24 protein-coding genes are annotated in these 25905 nt (G+C 67.6%); 9 read left to right on the forward strand and 15 right to left on the reverse strand.

The features are described from left to right. Nucleotides 1-526, forward strand: a 526-nt coding sequence (locus RHOFW104R8_RS14100) for a hypothetical protein (RefSeq protein ID WP_068205456.1), incomplete at its 5' end; no start/stop codon positions are given. A gap of 61 nt (nt 527-587) precedes the next feature. Here the strand turns inward: RHOFW104R8_RS14100 and RHOFW104R8_RS17475 are convergent. Then, complete coding sequence (locus RHOFW104R8_RS17475; protein WP_068090294.1) at nt 588-770, reverse strand: hypothetical protein; 183 nt, start codon at nt 768-770, stop codon at nt 588-590. Between the two features lie 250 nt (nt 771-1020). On the opposite strand from RHOFW104R8_RS17475, the gene RHOFW104R8_RS14105 reads away from it, so the two are divergent. After that, the gene (locus tag RHOFW104R8_RS14105; RefSeq protein ID WP_068090297.1) at nt 1021-1560 is read left to right on the forward strand and encodes a VOC family protein; all 540 of its coding nucleotides are present in this window, start codon (nt 1021-1023) and stop codon (nt 1558-1560) included. Nucleotides 1561-1563: 3 nt separating this feature from the next. Here the strand turns inward: RHOFW104R8_RS14105 and tadA are convergent, their stop codons facing one another. From tadA to folD, 4 genes are all read right to left on the reverse strand, one after another. Beyond that, a complete protein-coding gene (gene tadA / locus RHOFW104R8_RS14110) occupies nt 1564-2052 on the reverse strand; it encodes a tRNA adenosine(34) deaminase TadA (protein ID WP_068090299.1) in 489 nt (162 codons plus the stop codon). A gap of 78 nt (nt 2053-2130) precedes the next feature. After that, nucleotides 2131-3750, reverse strand: coding sequence for a glutamine-hydrolyzing GMP synthase (guaA, locus tag RHOFW104R8_RS14115; RefSeq protein WP_068090301.1), 1620 nt, complete (start codon nt 3748-3750; stop codon nt 2131-2133). A 117-nt stretch (nt 3751-3867) separates the two neighbouring features. Next, a complete protein-coding gene (gene guaB / locus RHOFW104R8_RS14120) occupies nt 3868-5325 on the reverse strand; it encodes an IMP dehydrogenase (RefSeq protein WP_068090303.1) in 1458 nt (485 codons plus the stop codon). 93 nt (nt 5326-5418) lie between these two features. Next, complete coding sequence (gene folD / locus RHOFW104R8_RS14125; protein ID WP_068090305.1) at nt 5419-6288, reverse strand: bifunctional methylenetetrahydrofolate dehydrogenase/methenyltetrahydrofolate cyclohydrolase FolD; 870 nt, start codon at nt 6286-6288, stop codon at nt 5419-5421. A 64-nt stretch (nt 6289-6352) separates the two neighbouring features. Between folD and RHOFW104R8_RS14130 the strand changes: the two genes are divergently transcribed. Continuing rightward, complete coding sequence (locus RHOFW104R8_RS14130) at nt 6353-6922, forward strand: GNAT family N-acetyltransferase (RefSeq protein ID WP_068090308.1); 570 nt, start codon at nt 6353-6355, stop codon at nt 6920-6922. Here the strand turns inward: RHOFW104R8_RS14130 and moeB are convergent. The 8 genes from moeB to ndk form a co-directional block, all read right to left on the reverse strand. Continuing rightward, nucleotides 6919-8088, reverse strand: coding sequence for a molybdopterin-synthase adenylyltransferase MoeB (gene moeB / locus RHOFW104R8_RS14135; RefSeq protein ID WP_068090310.1), 1170 nt, complete (start codon nt 8086-8088; stop codon nt 6919-6921). The two genes, RHOFW104R8_RS14130 and moeB, sit on opposite strands and share 4 nt — an antisense overlap. A gap of 40 nt (nt 8089-8128) precedes the next feature. Beyond that, nucleotides 8129-9532 (reverse strand): ribosome biogenesis GTPase Der, encoded by a 1404-nt coding sequence (gene der / locus RHOFW104R8_RS14140; protein WP_068090314.1) that lies wholly within the window; start codon nt 9530-9532, stop codon nt 8129-8131. Nucleotides 9533-9556: 24 nt separating this feature from the next. Next, nucleotides 9557-10753, reverse strand: coding sequence for an outer membrane protein assembly factor BamB (gene bamB, locus RHOFW104R8_RS14145; protein WP_068090316.1), 1197 nt, complete (start codon nt 10751-10753; stop codon nt 9557-9559). Beyond that, on the reverse strand, nt 10750-11400 hold the full coding sequence (locus tag RHOFW104R8_RS14150; protein ID WP_068090318.1) for a tetratricopeptide repeat protein: 651 nt from the start codon (nt 11398-11400) through the stop codon (nt 10750-10752). Before RHOFW104R8_RS14150 ends, bamB begins: the two co-directional genes overlap by 4 nt. Nucleotides 11401-11557: 157 nt before the next feature. Beyond that, nucleotides 11558-12556 (reverse strand): helix-turn-helix domain-containing protein, encoded by a 999-nt coding sequence (locus tag RHOFW104R8_RS14155; protein WP_082823645.1) that lies wholly within the window; start codon nt 12554-12556, stop codon nt 11558-11560. Then, nucleotides 12553-13341, reverse strand: coding sequence for a type IV pilus biogenesis/stability protein PilW (gene pilW / locus RHOFW104R8_RS14160; protein WP_068090321.1), 789 nt, complete (start codon nt 13339-13341; stop codon nt 12553-12555). Before pilW ends, RHOFW104R8_RS14155 begins: the two co-directional genes overlap by 4 nt. Then, a complete protein-coding gene (gene rlmN, locus RHOFW104R8_RS14165) occupies nt 13331-14476 on the reverse strand; it encodes a 23S rRNA (adenine(2503)-C(2))-methyltransferase RlmN (protein ID WP_068090323.1) in 1146 nt (381 codons plus the stop codon). Before rlmN ends, pilW begins: the two co-directional genes overlap by 11 nt. Before the next feature lie 67 nt (nt 14477-14543). Continuing rightward, nucleotides 14544-14969, reverse strand: coding sequence for a nucleoside-diphosphate kinase (gene ndk, locus RHOFW104R8_RS14170; protein WP_068090325.1), 426 nt, complete (start codon nt 14967-14969; stop codon nt 14544-14546). A 239-nt stretch (nt 14970-15208) separates the two neighbouring features. On the opposite strand from ndk, the gene RHOFW104R8_RS14175 reads away from it, so the two are divergent. The 3 genes from RHOFW104R8_RS14175 (at nt 15209) to RHOFW104R8_RS14185 (ending at nt 19576) form a co-directional block, all read left to right on the forward strand. Then, nucleotides 15209-15823, forward strand: a complete 615-nt coding sequence (locus RHOFW104R8_RS14175; RefSeq protein ID WP_153021630.1) for a TetR/AcrR family transcriptional regulator — start codon at nt 15209-15211, stop codon at nt 15821-15823. A 43-nt stretch (nt 15824-15866) separates the two neighbouring features. After that, nucleotides 15867-18254 carry a 3-hydroxyacyl-CoA dehydrogenase/enoyl-CoA hydratase family protein gene (locus tag RHOFW104R8_RS14180; protein ID WP_068090334.1) on the forward strand — a complete coding sequence of 796 codons (2388 nt, stop codon included), beginning with the start codon at nt 15867-15869 and terminating at the stop codon, nt 18252-18254. Between the two features lie 116 nt (nt 18255-18370). After that, complete coding sequence (locus RHOFW104R8_RS14185; protein ID WP_068090336.1) at nt 18371-19576, forward strand: acetyl-CoA C-acyltransferase; 1206 nt, start codon at nt 18371-18373, stop codon at nt 19574-19576. Nucleotides 19577-19733: 157 nt separating this feature from the next. Here RHOFW104R8_RS14185 and RHOFW104R8_RS14190 read toward each other — a convergent pair whose 3' ends face one another. Together RHOFW104R8_RS14190 and RHOFW104R8_RS14195 are read right to left on the reverse strand one after the other, a co-directional pair. After that, a complete protein-coding gene (locus RHOFW104R8_RS14190; RefSeq protein ID WP_235604463.1) occupies nt 19734-20867 on the reverse strand; it encodes an amidohydrolase in 1134 nt (377 codons plus the stop codon). 460 nt (nt 20868-21327) lie between these two features. Then, nucleotides 21328-22353 (reverse strand): hypothetical protein, encoded by a 1026-nt coding sequence (locus tag RHOFW104R8_RS14195; RefSeq protein ID WP_235604464.1) that lies wholly within the window; start codon nt 22351-22353, stop codon nt 21328-21330. Between the two features lie 337 nt (nt 22354-22690). Here RHOFW104R8_RS14195 and RHOFW104R8_RS14200 point away from each other — a divergent pair, with 337 nt between their 5' ends. From RHOFW104R8_RS14200 to RHOFW104R8_RS14210, 3 genes are all read left to right on the forward strand, one after another. Beyond that, nucleotides 22691-24259, forward strand: a complete 1569-nt coding sequence (locus RHOFW104R8_RS14200) for an SDR family NAD(P)-dependent oxidoreductase (protein WP_068090339.1) — start codon at nt 22691-22693, stop codon at nt 24257-24259. Between the two features lie 121 nt (nt 24260-24380). Beyond that, nucleotides 24381-25082 (forward strand): pirin family protein, encoded by a 702-nt coding sequence (locus RHOFW104R8_RS14205; RefSeq protein ID WP_068090453.1) that lies wholly within the window; start codon nt 24381-24383, stop codon nt 25080-25082. Nucleotides 25083-25142: 60 nt separating this feature from the next. Next, entirely contained in the window at nt 25143-25835 is a 693-nt protein-coding gene (locus RHOFW104R8_RS14210; RefSeq protein ID WP_068090341.1) for an alpha/beta hydrolase, read from the forward strand. Nucleotides 25836-25905: the final 70 nt, after the last annotated feature.

Below are 25905 nucleotides of genomic sequence, written 5' to 3' on the forward strand. Positions count from 1 at the left end.
CGCAGTCACCGGTTGGTGGAAGCCCGAACTCTACGTGGCCGAATACAAGAAAGAGCCCGGAGGACAGGGAAAGCTGGTGGGTTACGAGTTCGAGAATACGTTCCAGTTCACCGAGCCGGGGCGCTACTGGGCCGACGTGGGCCTGCTCGCCTCCTACGGTCATCCCAGGGGCCGCGGCCCCGGTGAGCTCGAGCTCGGCCCGTTGATCGAGAAGACGGCAGGCCGCTTCGATCATCGCGTCAACCTGATCTGGGAACGCCACATCGGCAGTGGCGCATCGCATGGCACGGAATTTCGCTACAGCTACGCGGGCACCTATGCCTTGACGTCGTCATTCCGGCCCGGTATCGAAGCGTACGGCCGCCCGGACGACAACGCCTACCAGGCCGGCCCCGTGGCCACCGGCGAATGGCACGTGCCGGGCACGCATGGGAATGTCGAGTACCGCATCGGACTGCTTTTGGGTATCAATCCCGCCGCTCCGCGGCGCACCGTGCTGGCCCAGGTCGAGTACGAGTTCTTTTGAGCGTGACGCACGAACAGCCGCCGCACGGTCCAGGCCGTGAAATGGGCCGTGGCGATGCCCGCTACTGCCCTGCCCGCTGATCCGTCCGGACCGGTTTGATCCGGCGCAACCAGTCGTAACCGTCCTCGGGACGCAAGCCGGTACCGGCTGCGGTATTTCCGGAGACCGTGGCGCGGCCTGCGGCGTTCTGGCTGCCGAACCGGCGCTGCGAACGTTGCGGCAAGTGGCTGAGGTTGTTCTTCATTCCCGTGATTCCTCGCGATGCGGGTGACCGGCTCGACCCGTGCCGTGCCGGTCCGTGTGGATGCACGGGAAGATCCGGGTTGCTAGACCATGGATCAACGGCCCTGGCGGGATCGCACCGTTTCCGTCCCGGAACGATCCCGCTCCACCGAATCGTTCGCCCACGGAAACTCGCCGATCACCCCCGTAGGGTTTTGCCGGAAACGGCCGGTGCCCATATTGCGGGCCACAAGCGCATTGGGTGCCGGATCATGGGCAAATCATTACTCTCGCGGCTGTTTCTTGTTCTCGGCATGGTGATCGCCACGCTGCCGAGTGCCGGTGCAGCCACGTTGTACGGCGGCGATTACGCCAGGATCGGCGTGCCGGACCTGGCGCAAGCCGTGGCATTTTTCCGGGACGTGCTGGACTGTCGCTCGATCGACCCGGCTGCGGGCGGGGTCGGTAGCCCGCGGCAATCCAGTCTTCTGGCCTGTGACGAGGGTTCGATCGTCGAACTGTTCGATGAACGGGGCGTCTCCCCTTCCCCTGCACGGTCGTCGCAGGAACAGGCCAGCCGCACGTTGCGGTTCGTGACGGATGACGTGGCGCACGCCGACCAGTGGCTGCGCCACGAAGGCGTCGACGTGAGCGGTGCGCCGCGCCGGTTGACCTCCGGCCCGCTGGCAGGCCGCCTGGCGCTGGATTTCGTATCGCCCTGGGGGCTGCGCCTGCAACTGCTGGGCAGCAAGGTGGACGGTTCCTCCGACGGCACGCTGGCTACGGCCGACATCCCGTCCGGCAGCGACTGAGGCTCAACGGCGGGCGCGGAAGAACTCGCGCAGCAAAGCGGCGGATTCCTCAGCCAGCAGGCCGCCGGCCACTTCGATGCGATGGTTGTGGCGCGCATCCACCAGGGTGTCGAACACGCTGCCGGCGGCGCCGGTCTTGGGATCGGCGGCGGCATAGACCACGCGGCCGAGACGGGCATGGATCATCGCCATCGCACACATCGCGCACGGCTCCAGCGTGACGTACAGCGTGGCACCGGACAGGCGGTGGTTGGCCACTTTCTCGCCGGCGGCACGCATGGCCATGATCTCGGCGTGGGCGGTCGGGTCGTGCAGGGTGATGTTGCGGTTCCAGCCCAGCCCGACGATCTCCCCGCCCTGCACCAGCACCGCGCCCACCGGCACCTCGTCCTCGGCGTCGCGGGCGTGCGCCGCCAGCTGCAGCGCGCGCCGCATGTACTGCTCGTCGGCTGCCGAGAATTCACCTGAGGTGTCGTTTGTTTCTTCTTTCATTTCAATCTATTGCATTCATTACATGAGAAAGCCGGCAAATCGCCGGCCTTCCCTGGTACGTGCAAGTGGTTGATTTTGCTATTCCCACTCGATCGTGGCCGGCGGCTTGCCACTTATATCATAAACAACGCGAGAAACACCTCGCAATTCATTGATTATCCTGTTTGAAACCTTGCCGAGAAACTCGTAGGGCAGGTGCGCCCAGTGCGCCGTCATGAAGTCGATGGTTTCCACCGCGCGCAGCGCGATCACCCATTCGTAGGCGCGCGCGTCGCCCACCACGCCCACCGATTTCACCGGCAGGAACACGGCGAACGCCTGGCTGGTCTTGTCGTACAGGTCGGCCTTGCGCAGCTCGTCGATGAAGATCGCATCGGCCTGGGCCAGCAGTTCGGCGTATTCGCGCTTCACTTCGCCCAGGATGCGCACGCCGAGGCCGGGGCCCGGGAACGGGTGACGGTAGACCATGGCGCGCGGCAGCCCGAGTTCCACGCCAATCCGGCGTACCTCGTCCTTGAATAGCTCGCGCAGCGGCTCGACCAGCTTCAGCTTCATGTGGGCCGGCAGGCCACCGACGTTGTGATGGCTCTTGATGACGTGGGCCTTGCCGGTCTTGCTGCCGGCCGATTCGATCACGTCGGGGTAGATCGTGCCCTGCGCCAGCCACTTCACGTTGCCGCCGACGGCAATGAGCTTCTCCGACTCCTCGTCGAAGATCTCCACGAACAGGCCGCCGATGATCTTGCGCTTGGCCTCCGGGTCGGCCACGCCTTCGAGCGCCTTGAAGTAGCGGTCGGCCGCGTTGACGCGGATCACCTTGACGCCCATTCCGTGCTCATCGGAAGCGGCGGCCATGGTGGCCATCACCTGGTCGCCTTCCTGCCAGCGCAGCAGCCCGGTGTCGACGAACACGCAGGTCAGCCGGTCGCCGATCGCCTTGTGCAGCAAGGCGGCGACCACCGAGGAGTCGACGCCGCCGGACAGGCCCAGCAGCACGTGGTCGTCACCCACCTGGGCGCGCACGCGGGCAATCTGGTCGTCGATGATGTTGGCGGCGGTCCACAGCGTCGCGCAGCCGCAGATCTCGGTGATGAAGCGCTTCAGCAGCGCCCCGCCCTGCTTGGTGTGGGTCACCTCGGGGTGGAACTGCACGCCGTACCAGCGTTTGCTGTCGTTCTCCATCACCGCCACCGGGATGCGGTCCGTGGTGCCGGTAACGACGAAACCCGGCGGCGCTTTCGACACGTGGTCGCCGTGGCTCATCCACACGTCGAGCTTGTGCTCGCCCGGATGATCGGTGAGGCCGTCGAACAGGCGGCTCGGGGCCACGACGTCCACGCTGGCGTGGCCGAACTCGCGCGCGTCGGCCGCCTCCGTGGCGCCACCCAGCTGGGCGGCCAGGGTCTGCATGCCGTAGCAGATGCCGAGGATCGGCAGGCCGCTGTCGAACACCTGCTGCGGGGCCTTCGGCGCGCCCGCCAGCGTGGTGGATTCCGGGCCGCCGGACAGGATGATGCCCTTCGCGCCGAACGCGGCGATCTCGGCCGGGTCGTGGTCCCACGCCCAGATCTCGCAGTACACGCCCAGTTCGCGCACGCGCCGCGCGATCAGCTGCGTGTACTGCGCGCCGAAGTCGAGGATCAGGATCTTGTCGTCGTGGAGCCGGGATTGGGGATTCGGGATTCGGGATTCGGACATGCCGGCGGCAACGTGGCTGTGTGATGGGCGATGTGGATGGCGGTGAATCACGAGACGCGGAGGGGATTGGCACCCTGCTTTGCCCAATCCCGAATCCCGTGTCCCGAACCCCGGCCTTCAGGAGTTCAGCCGGTAGTTCGGCGCTTCCTTGGTGATCTGGATGTCGTGCGGGTGCGCCTCGGTGACGCCGGCGGAAGTCACCTTGACGAACTGCGCCTTGTGCCGCACGTCGTCGACGGTGGCCGCCCCCAGGTAACCCATCGAGGCGCGCAGGCCGCCGATCAGCTGGTGGATGATGTTGCGCAGCGGGCCGCGATACGGCACGCGGCCCTCGATGCCTTCGGGCACCAGCTTGTCGGCGTCGGCTTCGTCCTGGAAGTAGCGGTCCTTGGAGCCGAGCTGCATCGCGCCGATCGAGCCCATGCCGCGGTAGCTCTTGTACGAGCGGCCCTGGAACAGTTCCACCTCGCCCGGCGATTCCTCGGTGCCAGCGAACATCGAGCCGAGCATCACGCTGGACGCACCGGCGGCCAGCGCCTTGGGGATGTCGCCGGAATAGCGGATGCCGCCGTCGGCGATCAGCGGGATCTCGTCCTTCAGCGCGGTGGCGACCAGGTCGATCGCGGTGATCTGCGGCACGCCGACGCCGGCCACCACGCGGGTGGTGCAAATCGAGCCGGGGCCAACGCCCACCTTGACCGCGTCCACGCCCACGTCGAGCAGCGCGCGCGCCGCTTCGCCGGTGACGATGTTGCCGGCGATCACCTGCACCTGCGGGTAGTGCTTCTTGACCCAGCCGGCGCGTTCGATCACGCCCTGCGAATGGCCGTGCGCGGTGTCCACCACCAGCACGTCGACGCCGGCGTCGACCAGCGCGGCCACGCGCTGCTCGGTGTCGCCGCCCACACCGACCGCGGCGCCGACCAGCAGCGCCTCGTGGCTGTCCTTGGCGGCATACGGGTTGTCGCGCGCCTTCTGGATGTCCTTCACGGTGATCAGCCCGCGCAGCTGGAAGTCGTCGTTGACCACCAGCACCTTCTCGATGCGGTGCCGGTGCAGCAGCTGCAGCACCTCGTCCTGGCTGGCGCCTTCCTTTACCGTGACTAGCTTGTCCTGGCGGGTCATGATGTTGCGCACCGGATCCTCGGGCTTGCGCTCGAAACGCATGTCGCGGCTGGTGACGATGCCGACCAGCTTGCTGCCCTCGACCACCGGCACGCCGGAGATGTTGTGCGCGTGGGTCAGCCGCAGCACCTCGCGGATCGAAGTGTCCGGGCCCACCGTGATCGGGCTGCGGATCACGCCGGCCTCGAACTTCTTCACCAGGCGCACTTCCGCGGCCTGCTGCTCGGCGGTCATGTTCTTGTGGATGATGCCGATGCCGCCGTTCTGCGCCATGGTGATGGCGAGCCGCGCTTCGGTGACCGTATCCATCGCGGCGGACACGATCGGGATGTTCAGGCGCAGGTTGCGGGTGAAGCGGGTGGAGGTATCGACGTCGCGGGGAAGCACGACGGAATGGCCCGGAACGAGGTAGACGTCGTCGTAGGTCAGGGCCTCGGCGAGGATGCGCATGCGAAAAGTCCCGCTGCAAAGAGGAGATTATACGCGCCCCTCCGGCATGCTCGCCAGACGTGCGGCTGAATGCGGTGGCAACCGATGGTCAGTTCAGGCGACCCTGCGCGGCGCCGTGCGAGCCTCGGCGGCCTCCAGCGTGTTCTCCATCAACGTGGCCACCGTCATCGGGCCGACGCCGCCGGGCACCGGGGTGATCCAGCTGGCGCGTTCGGCGGCCGGCGCGAATTCCACGTCGCCGACCAGGCGACCGTCGTCGAGCCGGTTGATGCCCACGTCGATCACCACGGCGCCGGGCTTGATCCACTCGCCCTTCACCAGCCCGGCCTTGCCTACGGCGACGATCACGATATCGGCCTGGCGCACGAAGGTTTCCAGGTCGCGGGTGAAGCGGTGGCAACTGGTGGTGGTGCAGCCGGCGATCATCAGCTCCAGCACCAGCGGGCGGCCCACGTGGTTGGACACGCCGACCACCACCGCATGCTGTCCGCGCACCGGGCGGTCGGTGTGCCCGAGCAGGGTCATCACGCCCTTCGGCGTGCACGGGCGCAGGCCGAAACGGCGCAAGGCCAGCCGGCCCACGTTGATCGCCTGGAAGCCGTCGACGTCCTTGGCGGGGTCGATCCGGTCGACCAGCGCATCCTCGTCGATGTGTTCCGGCAGCGGCGACTGCACCAGGATGCCGTGCACCTCCGGGTCGGCGTTGAGCCGATCGATCAGGGCAAACAATTCGCTCTGGCTGGTTGTCGACGGCAGGTCGTAATCGAACGAGCGGAAGCCGACCTGGTGGCAGGCCTTGCGCTTGTTGCGCACGTAGACCGACGACGCCGCGTCGCTGCCCACCAGCACCACCGCCAGTCCCGGCACGGGCAGGCCCTGCTCAACGCGTCGGGCCACGCGCAGGCCAATGCGCTCGAGCAGTTCCTGTGCGATGCGTTTGCCGTCGAGGATGCGTGCGCTCATGTCGTTGCCTGCGTGTAAAGTTCGCCATTATCCGGGCTTGGCCCGAAGCGCACAAACGGCATGCATGAACACCGACGGCACCTTGCCCGCCACGTTGGAACTGACCGATGGCCGATTGCACCTGCGCCCCTGGAAGGAGCACGACACGAGCGCCCTCGTCGAGGCTGCACGCGAGTCGGTGGCGACGGTCGGCCGCTGGCTGCCCTGGTGCCATGCGGACTACGGCGCGGATGACGCCGCTGCGTGGATAGCGCACTGCCGGGTCGGCTGGCACTCCGGCGAGATCCAGGCGTTCGCGATGTTCGAGGCGAACTCCGGCCGGTTGCTGGGCGGCATCGGCCTCAACCAGCACAATCCGCTTCACCGCAGCGCCAATCTCGGCTACTGGGTGCGCCAGTCGCGCCAGGGAAAGGGACTGGCGGCGGCCGCCGCGGCCCTGGTGGCGCGGTTCGGTTTCGAACAACTGGGGCTGGTGCGGATCGAGATCGTCACGCTGCCCGACAACCGCGCCAGCCAGCACACCGCCGAAAGGGTCGGCGCGCGGTTCGAGGCGCTGGCGCGGCAACGGTTGTGGATGGGCGGACAGGCTCGGGACGCGCGCGTCTACGGCTTGATCCCGACGGACCTGGGCTAGCCTGCCACGCTGCAGAGCCGGGCGACCTCCGCGTAGCCGCCGAATACCGCACCCGCGCCGCAACCCGGGCAATCCGGATCGCGCGGCAGGCGGGTTTCGCGAAAGTGCATGCCGAGCGCATCGAAGCCCAGCAGGCGGCCGACCAGCGGCTCGCCCAGGCCGAGGATCAACTTCAGCGCCTCGGTGGCCTGCAGCAGCCCCACGATGCCGGGCAGCACGCCGAGCACGCCGGCCTCGCTGCAATTCGGCGCATCGGCGGCGGCAGGCGGTTCGGGGAACAGGCAGCGATAGCACGGCGAGTCGGCGCGGCGCGGATCGAACACGCTGAGCTGGCCGCTGAAGCGTTCCACCGCGCCGTAGACCATCGGCAGCTTCAGGCGCTGCGAGGCGGCAGCCAGCAGGTAGCGCGCGGGAAAATTGTCGGCGCCGTCGATCAGCAGGTCGTGGCCGGCCAGCAACCGTTCCACGTTGTCCGCCTGCAGGCGCTCATTGCGCACCTCGACGCGGATGCGCGGGTTGAGCGCCTGCAGCGCGATCCGCGCCGACTCGGTCTTGGCCATGCCGACGCGGGCATCGGCGTGGATCACCTGGCGATGCAGGTTGGAACGCTCGACCCTGTCGTCGTCGATCAGGGTGAGCTGGCCGACCCCGGCGGCGGCCAAGTACAACGCGGCCGGCGCGCCGAGGCCGCCCGCGCCGAGCAGGACGACTTTCGCGGCGGCCAGGCGCGCCTGCCCTGCCTCGCCCACCTGCGGCAGGCGCAGTTGCCGGGCGTAGCGCTCGGCGGCATCCGCATCGAGCGTGCCGGCGGAAACCGGCAGGCCTTCGGCCTTCCAGCGCTCGAAACCACCGGCCACCGAGCTGACGTCGCGATAGCCGAGGCGCTGCAGGGCTTCGGCCGCCAGCAGCGAGCGCTGGCCACTGCCGCACAGGAGCAGCAACGGACGGTCGCGGCTCGCCTCCACTTGTTCGATGCGCAGTTCGAGGAAACCGCGCGACAGGCCCAGCGCATCGGCCGGCATGCCGGCGGCGCGTTCGGCGTCCTCGCGTACGTCGATCAGCAGGCCGCCCTGCGCCTGGCGGGCCAGCGCCTGGGCCGGCGCGATCTCGGCGATGCGCCCGCGCAACGCGCCCAGCCAGGTTTCGCGGTTCAGTGATTCGCTCATCGCACCAGTTTACCCGCCGGCTTGCGGTACGGCGCGCGGCTCAGCGCGTGCGCTTGATCAGCTCGCTGAGCCGGCGCCGCGCCTTGTGCTGCTGTTCTTTGGTCAGCACTTTCTTGCGCCCGGCATACGGGTTCTCTCCCTCGCGGAACACGATGCGGACCGGCGTGCCTTCCAGCTTGTAGCGCTTGCGGAAGAAGTTTTCCAGGTAGCGCTGGTAGGCCGGCGCGATGTGCTTGGTGCGGGTGCCATGGATCACGATGGTCGGCGGATTGGTGCCGCCCGGATGGGCGAAGCGCAGCTTCGGCGAGTGGCCGTTCACCAGCGGCGGCTGGTAGCTCTCATAGGCCTTTTCCAGCGTCTTGGTGAGATCGGAAGACACCAGCACCTTGGTCGCCGACGCGTGCGCGCGCACCACCGCGCGCATCAGCTCGCGCAGGCCCGAGCCGTGCAGCGCGGAAATCTGCACCTGCTTGGCCCAGTCGACGAACACCAGCCGGCGATCCAGCGCGCGGCGGCACTCGTCGCGCTGGTACGAATCCATGTCGTCCCATTTGTTGATCGCGATGACCAGCGCCCTACCCTCGTCCATCGCGTAGCCGATCAGGGTGAGATCCTGGTCGGCGAGGTTCTCGCGGGCGTCGATCATCACCACCACGACCTGGGCGGCGGCGATCGACTGCAGCGTCTTGATGACGCTGAACTTCTCCACCGCCTCCTCGACCCGCGACTTGCGCCGGATGCCGGCGGTGTCGATCAGGGTATAGCGCTTGCCGTCGCGCTCCAGCGGCACCCGGATCGGGTCGCGCGTGGTGCCGGCCACGTCGGAAACGATCAGCCGCTCCTCGCCCAGCAGGCGGTTGATCAGGGTCGACTTGCCGGCGTTCGGGCGGCCGACGATGGCGACGCGGATGCTGCCGTCCTCGCCCTCTTCGGCTGCCGCACCTTCCTCATCGGCCGGCAGCAGCGGCAGCACGACGTGGATCAGCTCGTCGGTGCCGCGGTTGTGCGCCGCCGACAGCGGCAGGGTGTTGCCGATGCCGAATGCGGAGAATTCGGCCATCACGACCTGCACGTCGAGGCCGTCGGTCTTGTTGACCACCGCCACGATCGGCTTGCCGCTGCGGCGCAGCTCGCCGAGGATCACGTAGTCCTGCGGCAGCAGGCCATCGCGGGCGTCGACCACGAACACCAGCACGTTCGCTTCCTCGATCGCCAGCCGCACCTGTTTCGCGGTCAGCACGTCCATGGCGTCTTCGGCGCCGGACAGGCCGCCGGTGTCGACCACCACGAACGGCCGCCCGCCGGTGCGGCATACGCCGTAGTGGCGATCGCGGGTCACGCCCGGCATGTCGGCCACCAGGGCGTCACGGCTGCGCGTCAGCACATTGAAAAGGGTCGATTTACCGACGTTCGGACGACCGACCAGTGCAACGACAGGCAGCATGACGTGGACTACGTTAAGGCAAAATCAGGGCGAGGACAGACGGTAGGCGCCGATGCGGCCCTCGACGTCCTCGACATAGACGACATCGCCCACCACCAGCGGCTGGGCGCGGATCGCCTTCTTCGACAGTCGCTCGCGCGCGGCCAGCGCGCCGTCGCCGGTCTGCAACCAGTGCACGTAGCCTTCCATGTCGCCGACCACGACATAGTTGCCCTGCACGGCCGGGCCGGTGACCCAGCGATGCTTCAGCGCGTCGTTCTTCCAGAGATCGGAACCGCCGCTCTTGTCGAACGCCCACAGCACCGACTCGTCGTTGGCGCCGAACACGGCATTCCCGCTGACCGCGAGCGAACCGAAGCTGGAGAACGGGTGCGACCACAGCGGGCGGCCGCTGGGGCCGTCCACCGCCATCAGGTTGCCGTGGTAGGCGGCGCCGTAGAGCGTGCTGCCATCCAGCAGGATCGCGCCGTCGGCGTCGCTGAGGCGGTCGATCTCGGTGCGGCCTTCGCCGCTGGCAAGCCTCTGTTCCCACAGCTTGGTGCCGTTGTCCTGGCGCAGCGCGATCAGCTTGCCGTCGTCGCTGCCGAAGAACAGTACGCCGTTGGCGGCTCGCAGCGCGCCATTGCCGCGCAGGCTGAGCAGCGGCACGGTGCCCTGGTCGTACACCCAGCGACGCTCGCCGCTGGCGGCATCCAGTGCGTAGACGCGGCCGTCGCTGGTGCGCACCACCACGAGATTGTCCACGATCACCGGCGACGCCAGCACCTCGGAATTCACCTCGGCTTCCCAGCGCGGGCTGCCGTCCTTCGCATTGATGCCGTAGACGTGGCCGTCCAGCGTGCCGACGGCGAGCAGGTCGCCGTTGACCGCGGGACCGCCGGCGTACATCGCGTCCTTGCGCTTCTTGTCGCCCCAGCCGAACCAGCCATGGGTGCTCGAACTCTTCGACCACAGGGTCTTGCCGCTGCTGGCGTCGAACGCCGCCAGCTTGCCGTCCGTGCTGTCGGCGTAGAGCACGCCATCCACCACGGTCGGACGCAGGCGCGCGCCGCTGGTGCCGGCGCCATGGCCGACGCTGTTGCGCCACAGGCGGGTGACCTGCACGGTAGGCTTGAAATCCTTCGCCAACGGGGTCGGCGGCTGGACGTTTTCCTTCTTGAACGAATGACACCCGGCAAGGCTTACCAACGAGGCCAGCGTGATCAGCAAAAATCGTTTCATGCGCCCTGCTTCCCGTCCACGGCCAAATCATCGAGTTTCATCTGCAAGGCGCCGCGTTGCGGCGCTTCCTCGCCCAACACCGACAAGGCTGCCTGATAGGCCTTGCGCGCTTCGTCGGAGCGTCCAAGCTTGACCAGCACATCACCGCGGAGTTCCTGCACCAGGCCCTGATAGCTGCCGGCCGGGATGCGGTCGAGCGTGGCCAGCGCCTGCTTCCCGTTGTCGCGCGCCAGCTCCACCTGGGCGATGCGCAGCAGCGTCAGCGATTTCAGTTCCGGAGCCGCGGCGTGGCTCTCGGCCCACTCCAGCGACACCTCGGCCTTGTCGAGCTGACCGGCCTGCACCTGCTGCCTGGCGCGATCGCTGACGGCAAATACGGCAAACGGCGACTTGGCGTAATCCTTCATCAGCCGGTCGGTCAGCTGCGCGGCGGTGTCCGGCTTGCCGGAGGCGAACGCAATCTGCGCCTGCTGATAGAGCTGAGCGGCCTCGCCCTCCTGCCGTGCCTGGTGGTTGCGCCACTGCTGCCAACCGAAGATGCCGACCAGGCCGATTGCGATGCCCACGACGATCGACATGCCATTTTCGCGCAGCCACTTCTGAACCAGTTCGCTCTGTTCGTACTTGTCGTATTCTTCAAATGCCATGCGATCACCATTCAAGAGGCCGCGCACCAGAGGACGCGTGCACGTGCCGGCGCGGTGGACAGAAAAAGGAAATGCCCGTCGTGCCCGCCCGTTGCCGGGCGAACCAAGTGGGCAAGCATAACCGAAATGGGCCGCCCGCAGCGGCCGCTGGTGGCGATCAGAGACTGGCCGCGGAGGCCTTGCCGTCCTGCATCTGCATGCGGAAACGGGCCACGTTGGCGCGCCGGAATTCGTCCAGGCCCACCGATGCACCGTCGATGCTTACTTGCGCGCCACTGGCATTGCCGATGCGCACGTCCAACGGCTGGTCGCTGCGGTAGGTCTTGCTGCTGCCGGCCGGCAGCAGCCCGTATTCCAGGCGCGAACCATCGGCCTGGACCACTTCGACCCAGCTGGCGTCGGACAGGCTCAGGCTCAGACTGTGGCTGCCGGTGCCGGCATCGACGGCCGGCGCGGACGGCGTGCTGGGCCTGGCCGACGACAGATTGGTGTTTTCCAGGCTCGGGAACGGTGCCATCGAAGCCAGCAGCGGCTGATCCTGCTCCGCTACCGGCGTCACCTTCGGCGGCGACGCCGGTAGCGGTTTGCTGGCACGATCGACGGCAGCAGCAGGCGGTGCCGGCGCATCCATCTGTGCCACCGGGGCGGCATCCAGCGGCGCAAAATGGCTGAGGTCGCGATCCAGCGTGCCGCGCACGCCCAGCCAGATCATCGGCACCACGATCACCGCCGTCAGCACGACATAGGTAGCCGCCGTGGCATAGCGATCCAGCAGGAAGCGCGAATGCGAGATGCCGCCGGTGGCCACCAGCAGCGGCTCGACCTGCTTGATGCGATCGAGTTCAACCTGGACCGACGCCTCGTCGAGGCCGAGATGCCGTGCGTACTTGCCGATGTAGCTGGCGAGGTAGATCTTCGAATCGATGCCGTCGTACTGGTCGCGCTCGAGTCGGCGCAGCACGCGGGCGGGCAGTTTCAACTGATGCGCGCAGGCCTCCAGGTCCAGGCCGCGGGCTTCACGCGCCGCATGCAGGCGGTTGCCGAAACTTACCGTGTGAGGGTTTGTCGACGACACATCCATGTTGGACAAATTGATGCCAAACAGCTCGGGCTCACTCGAACCCTGCGCGGTCGGATGGGGCTGCATGGAGGTCATTGGCTGGCGGTGGTGTTAAGGGCGTGCGCCTGTTCCGAGTCCGGGAACTGGCTGAGCAATCGCTTGCGGTAGTTGTGGGCACCATCCTTGTTGCCCAGGCTGGATTCGATGTCGTGGCCGAGCTTGAGCGACGCGGCAGTAGGCTGCTCCAGCGCGTCGAATCGCTGGATGAAGGCCCTGGCGCGAAACGCATCCCCATTCCGATAAAGCGTGTTGGCAAGCTGGAAGAGTGCCTCTGCGTTTTTCGGATTTCGCACGATGGCGTCACGAAAATTCGCTTCGGCCCCGGCGACGTCGCTCGCGCGCAGCTGGCATACGCCGGCATTGGTTAGCGCCACGTCCGGGGTCTGGTAGAAGGGATCGGCGACGGCTTTCTGGAAATAGCCGTTCGCCTCGGCGATCTTTCCGATATGGCAGAGGAACACGCCCAGATTGTTGTTCGGCGCACCCTTGGCCGGTTCCAGCGCTACCGCCTTGCGGTAATGCTGCTCGGCTTCGGGCAGGTTGTTGATGCGTTCGTACAGCACCGCGATCACGGTGTGCGCCGGCGCGTAATTGGGGTCGAACTGCAGGGCCTTGGTCAGTTTTTCCAGGGCGGTCTGCAGATCACCGGAGGCTAGGTAGCGCTGGCCCAGTTCGGTGTGGATCCTGGCGGCATCCTGCGCCTGGTCGGCCTTGCTGGCCTGCGGCATGTTCTTGCCCAGCGAGCTGCTGTCGGTGCGCGTGGTGATGCAGCCGGCCAGCAGCAGCGACAGGCAGATCAGCAATGCCCGGTCAAATCGCATGCAATGTCCCCTCGTCCTGCCGTTTGCGCAGAACGGCGCTGCGCCGGGTGCGATCCGTCACCTGCCCGGCCAACTGGCCGCAGGCCGCATCGATATCGTCGCCGCGGGTGCGCCGCAGCATGGTCAGCACGCTGGCGTTGAGCAGCTGCGTCTGGAACTCGCGGATTGTGCCCGCGTCCGAACGCTCGAAACGGGTGCCCGGGAAGGGGTTGAACGGAATCAGGTTGACCTTGCAGGTCGGCAGCTTGCGCATCAGCTTGATCAGCTGGCGGGCGTGCTCGGGCTGGTCGTTGACGCCCTTCATCAGGGTGTATTCGAAGGTGATCGAGGTGCGCGGCTTGCGCGCGATCCAGCGCTGGCAGGCGGCGAGCAGTTCGGCGATCGGGTAGCGCTTGTTGAGCGGCACCAGCTCGGTGCGCAGCTCGTCGTTGGCCGCGTGCAGCGACACCGCCAGCGACACGTCGATGGCATCGGACAGTTCGTCGATCAACGGCACCATACCGGCGGTGGACAACGTGACTCGCTTCGATGCCAGCCCGAAACCGAGGTCGTCGCGCATCAGCTTCATCGCCCGCACCACGTTCTCGAAATTGGCCAGCGGCTCGCCCATGCCCATCATCACCACGTTGGTGATGCGGCGGTTCTGGTGGGTGACATTGCCCAGGTACTTCGCCGCCACCCACACCTGGCCGATGATCTCGGCGGTGGACAGGTTGCGGTTGAAGCCCTGTGCGCCGGTCGAGCAGAACTGGCAATTCAGCGCGCAGCCGATCTGCGAGGAGACGCACAAGGTGCCGCGGGTCGGCTCGGGGATGTACACGGTCTCGACCGCGTTGCCCTTGTCCATGCCAAGCAGCCACTTGTGCGTGCCGTCGGTGGCAGCCTTGTCCAGCAGGGTGTTCGGCGCGCCGATGTAGCACGCCTCGGTGAGCTTGGCGCGCAACGCCTTGCCCACGTCGGTCATGTTTTCGAAGCGGTCTTCCAGATCATGGTAGATCCACTTCATCACCTGCTCGGCGCGATACGGCTTCTCGCCGAGCTGCGCAAAGAAATCACGCAGGCCCTGGCGATCGAAATCGAGCAGGTTGACCTTGGCGGTCTTCGGGTCGGATGGAGTGGCGACTACCTGATTCATGTTTTTGAAGAGTGCGGCCACGGATGGCCGCTCATTTGACCTTCGCGTTCAAGGATGAACGCACAAATTAACGCGACAACACGTCCGTCGCGGCGAAGAAATAAGCAATCTCCACCTTGGCGGTTTCGACCGCATCGGAGCCGTGCACGGCATTCGCGTCGATGGAGTCGGCGAAGTCGGCGCGAATCGTGCCCGGTGCGGCTTCCTTCGGGTTGGTGGCACCCATCAGGTCGCGGTGGGCCAGCACGGCGTTCTCGCCTTCCAGCACCTGAATCATCACCGGACCGGAGATCATGAACTCGACCAGCGCCTTGAAGAACGGCCGTTCGCGATGCACGGCATAGAAGCCCTCGGCTTCCTTCCGCGACAGTTGCTTCATCCGGCCGGCGACGATCTTGAGACCGGCCTTTTCGAAACGAGCGTAGATTTCGCCGATGACGTTCTTGGCAACGGCATCGGGCTTGATGATGGAAAGGGTGCGCTCCAGCGCCATGCGGGTCTGCTCCGGGAAAACGGATGAATGGAAGTGGGGTCGTCGCCGGCCCCCGGCCGGCGGGAATTCAGTCAAATCCGACAGAGATTGCGGATTTAACTCACGAAAGTTTGACAGATTCTAACTCATACGCAAGTCGCCGGGAATTTGCAACAAACGACCGTTTGACGACCGCGGAACTGTCCGCGTATGCTCAAACGATCGTTTGAACCGGCCCGTGGCCGATGGATGGTTTCCCCGTGAACAGCTCCGGCTCGACCAAGGAACGGATACTCGGCGCCGCCGAACTCCTGTTCGCCCAGCGCGGCTTCGACGGTGCCTCGCTGCGCCAGCTCACCGCCGCAGCCGGGGTGAACCTGGCAGCGGTCAACTACCACTTCGGCTCCAAGGAAAAGCTGGTCGAGGAGGTGTTCCGCCGCCGCCTGGACGCGCTGAACGAGAGCCGGCTGGTTGCCCTGGCCAAGGTCGCCGGCGCCCCGGACACCACGCTCGAGGACGTGCTGGAAGCCTACATCCGCCCGGCCCTCGAACTGTCCCATGACAACAGCGGCGCGCTGTTCATGCGCGTGCTGGCGCGCGCGTTCGCCGAGCACGACGACAGCCTGCGCCAGTTCCTGTCCACCAACTACGGCCACGTGATGCGCCAGTTCACCGCCGAATTCGCCCGCCTGCTGCCGCAGCTGAGCAAACCGGAGCTGTACTGGCGCATCGACCTCGTCACCGGCGCGCTGACCCACGCGATGTCCGGCTTCGGCATGATCCAGCGCAAGGGCGACGTCAGCGAGCACGCGCATCGCGAGCAGACCGTCCAGCACCTGGTTCGCTTTGCCGTCGCCGGACTCAGCCACCCCTGACCTCATCACCTGATCCAACCTGCTTGCACCATCGGAGAAGCCAATGACCGCTGCATCCTCACCTACATCAGCGCTGCGCATCCGCAAGGCCGCCGTGCTGGGCGCCGGTGTCATGGGCGCGCAGATCGCCGCGCACCTGACCAACGCCGGCGTCGAGACCGTGCTGTTCGACCTGCCCGCCAAGGACGGTCCGAAGAGCGGCATCGCGCTGAAGGCCATCGCCAACCTGGCCAAGCTGTCGCCGGCGCCGCTGGCCGACAAGAACCTCGCTGCCGCGATCATCCCGGCCAACTATGACGAGGACATGGCACACCTCAAGGACGTCGACCTGGTGATCGAGGCGATCGCCGAGCGGATGGACTGGAAGCTGGACCTGTACCGGAAGATCGCCCCGCACCTGTCGAGGACCGCGATCATCGCCTCCAATACCTCGGGCCTGTCGATCAACACCCTGGCCGAGGCGCTGCCGGAGGAAATGCGCCACCGCTTCTCCGGCGTGCACTTCTTCAACCCGCCGCGCTACATGCACCTGGTCGAGCTGATCCCGACCCGGCTCACCGACAGGAACGTGCTGGACGGCCTTGAAGCCTTCCTCGTCACCACCGTCGGCAAGGGCGTGGTGATCGCCAAGGACACCCCGAACTTCATCGGCAACCGCATCGGCGTGTTCTCGATGCTGGCCACCATGCACCACACCGAGCAGTTCAAGCTCGGCTTCGACACCGTCGACGCGCTGACCGGCCCGGCCGTGGGCCGCCCCAAGAGCGCCACCTACCGCACCGCCGACGTGGTGGGCCTGGACACCATGGCCCATGTCATCAAGACCATGGCCGACACGCTGGCCGACGATCCGTGGCACGCCTACTTCAAGGCGCCGGCGTGGCTGAGCGGCCTGATCGAGAAGGGCGCGCTGGGCCAGAAGAACGGCGCAGGCTTCTACCGGAAGGCCGGCAAGGACATCGTGGTGCTCGACGTGGCCAAGCAGGATTATCGTCCGAGCGAGCAGAAGGCTTCCGACGAAGTCGCCGCCATCCTCGCCATCAAGGATCCGGCTGAAAAGTTCGCCAAGCTGCGCGCGTCCAGCGACCCGCAGGCGCAGTTCCTGTGGGCCACCTTCCGCGACCTGTTCCATTACACCGCCTACCATCTGGCCGACATCGCCGACACCGCGCGCGACGTGGACTTCGCCATCCGCTGGGGCTACGGCTGGAAGCTTGGGCCCTTCGAGACCTGGCAGGCCGCCGGCTGGCAGCAGGTGGCCGGCTGGATCGCCGAGGACATCGCAGCCGGCAAGGCGATGAGCAAGGCACCCTTGCCCGCCTGGGTCACCGACGGCCGCAACGGCGTGCACGGCAAGGCCGGTTCTTGGTCGGCCAGCGCCAAGGCCGACAAGCCGCGCTCGCAGCACCCCGTGTACAAGCGCCAGCTGTTCCCCGATCCGATCCTGGGCGAGAAGTTCGACCAGGGCAATACCGTGTGGGAGAACGACGGCGTGCGCCTGTGGACGCTGGGCGACGACGGTATCGGCATCCTCTCGTTCAAGACCAAGATGCACACCGTCAACGACCACGTGCTCGGCGGCATCCAGCACGCCATCGGCATCGCCGAGGAAAAACTCAAGGCGGTGGTGATCTGGCAGACCAGCGAGCCGTTCTCCGCCGGCGCCGACCTCAAGGGCGCGCTGGGCCTGCTGAAAGAAAGCAAGTTCGGCGACTTCGAGAAGATGGTCGCCAACTTCCAGCGCACCAGCATGCGCATCAAGCATTCGCTGGTGCCGGTGGTGGCTGCCGTGCGCGGCCTGGCGCTGGGCGGCGGCTGCGAATTCCAGATGCATTCGGCGCGCACCGTGGCGGCGCTGGAAAGCTACATCGGCCTGGTCGAGGCCGGCGTGGGCCTGCTGCCGGCCGGTGGCGGCCTGCATGAACTGGCCGTGCGCGCCGCCAAGGCGAACCCGGCCGACCCGTTCGAGGAACTGAAGAAGGTGTTCGAGACCGTGGCGATGGCCAAGGTCTCACCCAGCGCGATCGAGGCGAAGAACATGGGGCTGCTGCGCGACAGCGACGTGGTGGTGTTCAACGCCTACGAACTGCTCTACGTGGCCAAGCAGGTGGCCAACGCGCTGGCCGAGAGCGGCTACCGCCCGCCGCTGCCCGCCCGCGCGATCCCGGTCGCCGGCGACGTGGGCACCGCCACCTTCCGCGCCTCGCTGGCCAACCTGCAGGCCGGCTACTTTGCCTCCGAGCATGACGTGGAGATCGCCAAGCGCATCGCCGACACCCTGTGTGGCGGCGTGATCGAACGCGGCTCGACGGTGGACGAGGAATGGCTGCTTGCGCTCGAGCGCAAGCACTTCGTGGAACTGGCGAAGACCGAGAAGACCCAGGCCCGCATCGCCCACACCATGACCACCGGCAAACCGCTCAGGAACTGAGCGCGCCCTGCTCCCTCCCCTTCAAGGGAAGGGCTGGGGTGGGGATGGTTGTCCCCGCAAGCCACGACAAAACTTCGCCCGAATCCGCGCCACGCGCGAGGGCAACGGAGAACGAAATGACCAAGCAAGTGCAAGACGCCTACATCGTCGCCGCCACCCGCACCCCGGTCGGCAAGGCGCCGCGCGGCGTGTTCCGCAACACCCGCCCGGACGACATGCTCGCCCACGTGATCCGCGCCGTGATGGCGCAGGCGCCCGGCATCGACCCACACCAGATCGGCGACGCCATCATCGGCTGCGCCATGCCCGAGGCCGAGCAGGGCATGAACGTGGCGCGCATCGGCGTACTGCTGGCCGGCCTGCCCGATACCGTGCCCGGCGTCACCATCAACCGCTTCTGCTCGTCGGGCCTGCAATCGGTGGCGATGGCGGCCGACCGCATCCGCCTCGGCGAGGACGACCTGATGCTCGCCGGCGGTACCGAGAGCATGAGCATGGTGCCGATGATGGGCCACAAGGTGGCGATGAACCCGGGCATCTTCGACAACGAGCACATCGGCATCGCCTACGGCATGGGCATCACCGCCGAGAACGTGGCCAAGCAGTGGAAAGTCAGCCGCGAGCAGCAGGACGCGTTCTCGGTGGAAAGCCACCGCCGCGCGCTCGCCGCCCAGGCCGCCGGCGAGTTCAAGGACGAGATCACCCCGTACCAGCTCGCCGACCACTATCCCGATCTCGCCACCCGCGGCATCGTCACCGACAGCCGCCTGATCGAGAACGACGAAGGCCCGCGCGCCGGCACCACCGCCGACGTGCTGGCCAAGCTCAAGACCGTGTTCCGCAACGGCCAGTTCGGCGGCACCGTCACCGCCGGCAATTCCAGCCAGATGTCCGACGGCGCCGGCGCCGTGCTGCTGGCCAGCGAAAAGGCGATCAAGCAGTACAACTTGCAGCCGCTGGCCCGCTTCGTCGGCTTCTCCGTCGCCGGCGTGCGCCCGGAGATCATGGGCATCGGCCCCAAGGAAGCGATCCCGAAGGCGCTCAGGCAGACCGGCATCAGCCAGGATCAGCTCGACTGGATCGAACTCAATGAAGCCTTCGCCGCCCAGGCTCTTGCCGTCATCGGTGATCTCAAGCTCGACCCGGCCAAGGTCAATCCGCTCGGTGGCGCCATCGCGTTGGGCCACCCGCTCGGCGCCACCGGCGCGGTTCGCATCGCCACGCTGGTGCACGGCATGCGCCGGCGCAAGCAGAAGTACGGCATGGTGACCATGTGCATCGGCACCGGCATGGGCGCGGCGGGGATTTTCGAGGCGCTCTGAGTCCGTTCGCCGCGCCGGCATGCGCAGGCGCCGGGCGACTTCCGCTGAAACAGAAACGGCGTCGTGGCAACACGGGCGCCGTTTCCATTTGCATCGAAGCATGGATGCGCGGTCGCGGTGGCGAGGCAACCCTTGGCCAACCTGCCGATCCGATGCCCTATCGGCTCCCGCTCGCCGGCACGGTGCCCAGCCAGGCCATGGCCGCCACCACCATCGCCTCCACGCCGGTTTCCAGCGTGGGATGCAGCACGGGCAGGAAGCGCGGATTGTGGTTCGTGGGAAGTTCCTGGATCTTGCCGGCCTCCTTGGCCTTGGCATAGACCGCCGGGTCGGTGCCGCCCACGAACCAGAACACCGACGGCACGCCCCACTGCGTGCCGAACGAACCGAAGTCCTCGCTGGCCGGCGCCGGGCCGGTCTGGCGCACGCTTTCCGGCGGGAAGTGCTGGCGGAACGCCTCCACCACGTGCGCGCTGGCCGCCTGGTCGTTGGACACCAGGTCGTAGCGGTCCAGCGGCGTGATCTCCGGCGGCCGCGGCGCGCCCGAGGCCGCGGCCGCGGCGTTCACGATGCGCGTGATCGCGGCCAGCACGCGCTGGCGCACGCCTTCGTCGAAGGTGCGGACGTTGAGCTTGATGATCGCTTCGTCCGGGATCACGTTCTCCTTGGTGCCCGCCTGCTTGGTGCCCGCCTGCAGCGCACCGACGGTGACCACTGCCGACTCCGCCGCGGCGATCTCGCGCAACACGATGGTCTGCAGCCGCAGCACCACGGACGCCGCCATCACCACCGGGTCGATGCTGGCCTGCGGCATCGAGCCGTGCGCGCCCCGCCCGAACAGGCGGATCTGGAAGCTGTCTGCCGCCGAGGTGATCACGCCGGTGCGCCCGGCGACGGCACCGGCCGGGCCGAACATCACGTGCTGGCCGAGCACCACGTCCGGTTTCGGGTAGCGCTTGAGCAAGCCGTCGTCGATCATTGCCTGCGCGCCCTGGGCGGTTTCCTCACCGGGCTGGAACACCGCCAGGATCGTGCCGTGCCAGGCCTCGCGCGCCTGCGCCAACAGCGTGGCCACACCGGCCAGCCAGGTCACGTGCATGTCGTGGCCGCAGGCGTGCATCACCGGCACCGTGCGGCCCTCGGGATCGGTGGCGGTCACTTTGCTGGCATACGGCACGCCGGTGACTTCCGCGACGGGCAGCGCATCCATGTCGGCGCGCAGCATCACGACCGGCCCTTCGCCATGGCGAAGCACGCCGACCACGCCCGTCTTGCCGATGCCCGTGCTCACCTCGTAGCCCGCCCTTGCGCAGCCACTCGGCCGCCAGCCCCGCAGTGCGAACCTCCTGCATCGACAGTTCGGGATGCGCATGCACGTCGGTATACAGCCCCTCCAGCTCCGGCAGCAGCCGCCGAAGATTGGCCAGCACGGCATTGGATGGCCCCGTCGTGTTCATGGTTTCCTCGCTTTTCGCGTCGTCAGGCCCGCCGGTTCGTGAGGCAACCCACTACGGCCAGGATGCGCGGCGCAGCACAAACGCGCTGCGGGTTAAGTCCGGATGAATGCGCCAGCAGGGGGTGCCCCTGCAGCAACGATGCGGCGCTGCTGCCGCAAGCGGGCTTTGGCCTGGTTCGGCCTGAGCGGTTCTGGCCTGGTGGATGCGGGCGCACGGTTCAATGGCGGAGATGCGGCCACGCATCCGCCCGTTGCATCGGCAACCGGATGGATCAGCGATGGATCGGCTGGCGGCTCAGCCGAACGTGGCGTAGGTCGGCACGGCCGGCGCCATGAGGGCGCCTGGGCGTCGGCCGCCCACGAATGTGTGCAGGCGGCCGCCGACCATGGCGACGACCGGACGCTCCGACAGGCGCATCGTGGTGGCTGCCATCGGCGACTTGGCCAGGCCGAGCTGATGTTCGGCGCGCATCCGCGCCGATTTGGCGGCGAACCAGGCCTTGGGCCCGGCCAGCAGGACGCACGAGGCGGATTCGGCCTGCCGCGAGTTCTCGATGGTCCGGCGCAGGTGCGCCAGGTGGTACTCGTTGAAGGTTTCGGCCAACGCGGCAGACTGGAACGGCGAGGCGACGTACTCGTCCAGCAGGTTGCCCAGCACGGCGACCGCGCGCAGCGCGATACGGCGGTTCACGCGATCCATGTGCGAGTTGCCGCCCGAGACGTCCCAGATGACATCCAGGGCGCGCACCAGCATCCGGAACTCCGTCTGGTTGAGCGGGCGCCGCTCCAGCGGCGTATGGCGGCGATCGACCAGCCATGCCTGGTCGGCTGCCGGCAGCGCATGCGAGCGCTGTGCGACGCGGGCCCGCGCCTCCTTCATCGGCAGTTCGTCGGTAGCCGCTAGCCGCAGCGCGAGCGCTTCGCGGGTCAGCGGCTGGGTGCGTGCACTGCCGTCCGTGCGGTACCAGCGGCGGTATTCCAGCGTGGCCGGATGGAACATGCTGCGCGGCGGCCGCACCGTGGCGCGCGCCTCGGCGGCGTAGTCGAGCGTGGGAGCCATCGGCCGCAGGCCGGCGGCACGGGCAGCCAGCACGCGGTCCAGCAGGACTTCGGCAAGGGTCAGGTGCGGGTGGGAGAGCGCCCGGCAATCATCCCCGTCGACCGACGGAAAGTAGACGAAACGGATGCGCGCCGCCGCGTGCAGGCCGCGGCCCGTTTTCGTGCCGTGGCAGCCCTGCCCAGCCACGCGGTGGCCGATCGGCAAGGCACGGTGCGCCGTGGGCAAGTCGCCCAGCAAGGCATCAACGGTGGGAGGGAACACAGCGACAGACCGGGCCGTGGCGGCCTCTTGTACATGCGCACTTGCTGCTGTCGACACGCGGAAGCCTTCATCGCTGTGGGCGGCCATCGCGCTCGATCCTGCCAGCGCCATACTCCACCCGGGTACTGCTACGCCGCCCGGCCTGGGCGGTTACGGCGTAACTTCAGCATTAGTCATGCCATCGAACTGTGCGCAATATCCCAATTTCAAAAATCCGATTCTGCTTGGTGGCCGGCGACGCCGGGCGCTGCCTGTCACAGCGATTCCCGAAAACCCGCCCGAAGCAGGCAAAATAGGCGGTTGGCGACGCTTCGCCCCATCACGACGGAAGACCTCCTTGACCATCAAGCCCGGCCCCCTGCCCTTGCCCGACGACGCGGACGCCAACCTGCTGGAGCGCCTGCGCGCCGCGGCGACACTGCTGGAATCGGTGGCGGCCGACCGACAACTGCTGGACCGGCTCCCGGCCGAGGACCGCCAGCGGCTGCACCAGGCGGTGGCGCAGGTCTACCACCCCGACCCGGCGGTGCGCCGGATCAAGCTGAAGGCGGCCGAGAAGGCACGCCACGCCTCGAAGGTACAGGCCGAGGAAATCGTGCTGGAGCGGACCGGCATCCGCACGCTGCGCCGCAAGCCGGTGTTCACCACGCCCAACGTGTTCGCGCCGGAAGGCTTCCTGCCGCACGACGTCCCGCCCGAGGCCGATGCTGTGCAACCGCGCGAGTCGGTCGAGCCGAAGCACTGCTACGTGTGCAAGCGCAAGTACACGTCCATCCATTTCTTCTACGACCAGTTGTGCCCCGAGTGTGCCGCGTTCAACTACGCCAAGCGCGGCGAACTGGCCGACCTGCGCGGGCGCGTGGCCCTGCTCACCGGCGGCCGCGTGAAGATCGGCTACCAGGCCGGCCTGAAGCTGCTGCGCGCGGGCGCCGAGCTGATCGTCACCACGCGCTTCCCGCGCGACTCGGCGGCGCGCTACGCGGCCGAGCCGGACTTCGCCGCATGGGGCCACCGCCTGCAGGTCTACGGCCTGGACCTGCGCCACACGCCCAGCGTCGAGGCGTTCTGCCAGGAACTGGTGGCGACGCGGCCGCGGCTGGACTTCATCATCAACAACGCCTGCCAGACCGTGCGCCGGCCGCCGGATTTCTACGCGCACATGATGGAAGGCGAGACCGCCGCGCTGCACGAGCTGCCCGGGCACGTGCGCGGGCTGGTCGGCCATTACGAGGGCCTGCGCGGCGCGGAGATCCTGCCCGGCGGCACCGCGCTGGCCGGGCGCGGGCCGGAACTGGCCGGACTGACCCGCGCCGCCGAGTTGTCGCAGCTGCCGCTGCTGCCGGAGGAACTGCTGGCGCAGAGCCACCTGTTCCCCGAAGGCCGGCTGGACCAGGACCTGCAGCAGGTCGACCTGCGCCAGCGCAACTCGTGGCGGCTGCTGATGGCCGAGGTGCCGTCGGTGGAGTTGCTGGAGGTGCAGCTGGTCAACGCGATCGCGCCGTTCATCATCAACGCGCGGCTGAAGCCGCTGATGCTGCGCACGGGCGAACGCGACAAGCACATCGTCAACGTGTCGGCGATGGAGGGCCAGTTCTACCGCAGCTTCAAGACCACCCGCCACCCGCACACCAACATGGCCAAGGCCGCGCTGAACATGATGACGCGCACCGCGGCCACCGACTACCACAACGACGGCATCCACATGAACAGCGTCGACACCGGCTGGGTGACCGACGAGGACCCCGCCGAGCTGGCCGCAAAGAAGGTGCGCGAGGAACGCTTCCACCCGCCGCTGGACATCGTCGACGGTGCCGCCCGCATCGTCGACCCGATCATCCACGGCATCAACACCGGCGAGCACGTGTGGGGCCAATTCCTGAAGGATTACCGGCCCACCGACTGGTAAGCCGGCACTGGCGCCGGAACGGCGACAATCCGTTTCCTTCGCGCCCGTTTCAGGCGGCGCTGCGTAGCCTTATGTTGCACCCGGGCGCCATCCTGGCGCGATGAACATGAGGAGCATCGCCGTGATTGAACGCAGACCCTTCGACAGCCTGGGCGGAGCCGACCACGGCTGGCTCAAGGCCAAGCATCATTTCTCCTTCGCCGGCTACCACGACGCGAAGCGCATGGGCTGGGGCGCGCTGCGCGTGTGGAACGACGACACCATCGCGCCGCAGACCGGCTTCCCGCCGCATCCCCACGCGGACATGGAGATCATCACCTACGTGCGCGAAGGCGCGATCAGCCACAAGGACAGCCTGGGCAACGCGGGCCGCACCGAGGCCGGCGACGTGCAGGTGATGAGCGCGGGCAGCGGCATCACCCACGCCGAGTACAACCTGGAGAACGTGACCACGCGCATCTTCCAGATCTGGATCATCCCCGACCGGAACGGCGGGGCGCCGTCGTGGGGCGCGCGGCCGTTTCCCAAGGGGGATCGTTCGGGCCGCTTCGTGGCGCTGGCCAGCGGCTTCAAGGACGATACCGAGGCGCTGCCGCTGCGCACCGACGCGCGCGTGCTGGGCGCCACGCTCAAGGCCGGCGAAAGCACCGAGTACGCGCTGGCCCCCGGCCGTTACGCCTATCTGGTGCCGGCCACCGGCAAGGTGGAACTCAACGGCGTGAAGCTGCACGCCCGCGACGGCGCCGCGATCCGCGACGAGTCGGTGTTGAAAGTGACCGCGCTGGAAGACGCCGAACTGGTGCTGGTGGACGCGGCAGCGTGATCCGGCCGGCGGCGATCGGTCGGCCGCCGCTTCCATCGAGCCACGCCACGAGAGTTCGCCATGTCCATTCCGTCACCCTCCCCGCTCGGCCCGCTGCAGGACGATCCTGCCTCGGGCCTCTCCTTCCGCCTGCGCGAACCGCGGCCGGCCGCCCCGAAGGCGTTGTTGCTGCTGTTGCACGGGGTCGGCGGCAACGAGGGCAACCTCGCCCCGCTGGCCGACGCGGCCGATCCCGATATGCTGGTGGTGCTGCCCCGCGGCCCGCTGGCTTTCGCGCCGGGACAGTACGGCTGGTTCCGCGTGGCGTTCACCGCCGACGGCCCCAGCATCGATGCCGCCGAAGCGGAGCAGAGCCGGCTCGCGCTGATCCGCCTGATCGGGCAACTGCAGGCAGCCTGGCGCATCGAACCGCGCCATACGGTGATCGCCGGATTCAGCCAGGGCGGCATCCTCAGCGCCAGCGTGGGGCTGACCGCACCGCACAGCGTGGCCGGGTTCGCCGTGCTGTCCGGCCGCATCCTGCCCGAGCTGGAACCGCAGCTGGCCGACCGGACGCAACTGGCCGGCCTGCGCGCCTTCATCGCCCATGGCGCCCACGACAGCAAGCTGCCGGTGAGCTGGGCACAGCGCGCCGATCAATGGCTGGATGCGCTGCAGGTGCCGCACGAGACCCGGATCTACCCGATCGACCACGGCCTGAGCGCCGAGATGCAGGCCGACTTCCTCGCCTGGCTGAAGGCCGGCGACAGCTGAGCCGATACGCTTGATTTCGCGCGTGTCGCCGCTAGTGTTGACGGCATCGACACGCCGCCGCGGAGCACGC

This window comes from Rhodanobacter sp. FW104-R8, assembly GCF_001617365.1.
GTDB lineage: Bacteria > Pseudomonadota > Gammaproteobacteria > Xanthomonadales > Rhodanobacteraceae > Rhodanobacter.